General features: G+C 70.8%; 1 protein-coding gene and 1 pseudogene. One reads left to right on the plus strand and one right to left on the minus strand.

Annotated features, from left to right (window positions below):
• Nucleotides 1–180: 180 nt before the first annotated feature.
• The gene (locus tag GJ633_RS16280; protein ID WP_156589602.1) at nucleotides 181–1173 is read right to left on the minus strand and encodes an endonuclease/exonuclease/phosphatase family protein; all 993 of its coding nucleotides are present in this window, start codon (nucleotides 1171–1173) and stop codon (nucleotides 181–183) included.
• Between the two features lie 234 nt (nucleotides 1174–1407).
• Between GJ633_RS16280 and GJ633_RS17395 the strand changes: the two are divergent.
• Nucleotides 1408–1910, plus strand: a pseudogene (locus GJ633_RS17395) (hypothetical protein); the annotation flags it as partial.

Below are 1910 nucleotides of genomic sequence, written 5' to 3' on the forward strand. Positions count from 1 at the left end.
AACTCTTGGCGTTTGGAGTTTGAGACTCCGAATCACGTTGTAGAGGTAACAGGTGCTGATAAGATCCTCGTTGATGGAACACGAATAGATACAGATAATTGAGCGTTGGAAGTCTTGTACTGACCACAGCCGGATTATGACATATCCTCTACTGAGGATTTCAATAGGGCCGGCGTTCCCTCAATCCGACAGCCTCAGCTTCGAGAGGAGCGGCAGGTGATCGGAGGGGTACCGTCCGCGGTCGTCGCGGTCGGTGAGCGTCGCGAACGCCGCGACGCCGACGCCCGGGGAGACGAGCGCGTGGTCGATCTGCCGGCCGTCGATCAGCCTCGCGAAGTCTGTCAGGCTCGTGGCGGGACCGTGACGCAGGTCGGCGGCGGCCGCCGCGTCGCGGAGCGGGACGGGAGCGGCGCCCTCGGTCGGTCCGCCCCCGATCGACCCGCCCTCGGTCGACCCGCGTTCCGCGGGCTCCTCGTCCTCGTCGAGGCGCTCCGTCACGGTCTCGCCGGTGAGGATCCGGTGCGGGTTCGACCCCGGCGTGCAGTTGAAGTCGCCGACGAGCGCGACCGGTATCGGGTCGCGTTCGAGGGGCGTCCCCTCCGCGCCGGACTCGCCCGCGGCGAGTTCCGGGATCCGCTCTCGGAGCAGCCGGGCCGACTCCCGCCGCGCGCGCGCGCTCACGTGGTCGAAGTGCGTGTTGACGACGAGCAGCTCCGCGCGGTCGCCGGCGTCCGGTTCGCCGCCGGATCGGTGGCCGTCGCCGGATCGGTGGCCGTCTCCGGGTCGGTGGTCGCCCCCGTCGACCATTCGTACCCGTGCCCACGTCGCGATCCGGGGATGGGTCGCGTCCCAGCCGGTCGAGGGCTCCGCGGGCGTCTCCGAGAGCCAGAACGTGTCGTCCTCGACGACCCGCCACCGGTCCGTGCGGACGGCGATCGGGCACCCCTCACCGTCGCCGTCGGCGTTCCGGCCCCGGCCGACGAGCGCGTACCCCGGGAGCCGCTCGTCGAGGTCGCCGCGCTGTCTCGCGACCGGCTCTTGGAACGCGGCGACGTCGGGGCGGTGGAAGCGGACGAGCCGGCCGACGGCGTCGCGGCGCTCGTGCCAGGCGTCGTGGTGGTCGCCGCGGTTGGCGTAACGGACGTTGTAGCTCAGTACCCGGATCCGAGTCATCGTCGTGGGGGTCGCGGGCGAGCCGATTAAAAGACGCGGGTGTCGCGCTCGGACCCGTCCGGGCGTGCCCGTCCGGAACCGCCCACGACCGTGCGCGTTCGGGAGGGGTCCACGTAGTCGGGGGAAGCCGTCGTATTCGGGCAGGATCCGTCGTGTACGGGACAGACCCCCGTGTGCCGGGCGTCGGACGCCGACGGGGCGTTTTTTTACCCTCGGCACCGCACGGGACGCATAATGGGACTCAGGTGTCTGCTCGGGCACGACTTCGACGAACCCGAACTGCAGCGCGAGCGCGAGGAGGACGGCAACGAGGTGATAACGACCGTCACGGAGGTGAAGACCTGCTCGCGGTGCGGCGAGACGCAGGTCGTGAGCGAGAACACCGAGGTGACGACGATGGAACAGCTGACCGAGGAGGCCACCGCTGCGGTCGACACCGCGGAGCGCGCCCCCGACGGACCTTCGGTGGCGGACACCGCCGAGCGTGCCGACGACGGGCCCTCGATTGCGGACGCTCCCGACGAGGGGACCGCGAGGGCTCCCGGTGACGCGACCGCCGGGAACGCGACCACCGGGACCGCGGACGACGCGACGACGGCCGCCGGGACAGAGGTAGACGCCGCCGCCGACGACGCCGTCATCATCGACGACGGTCCCGGGGACGCGGACGCCGGCGCGGAGCGGATCGAGGGAGACGAGCCGGACGAGGTCGGCGGTGCCGGCGGTTCCGACCGCCC

The organism is Halorubrum sp. CBA1125, assembly GCF_009742825.1.
GTDB lineage: Archaea > Halobacteriota > Halobacteria > Halobacteriales > Haloferacaceae > Halorubrum.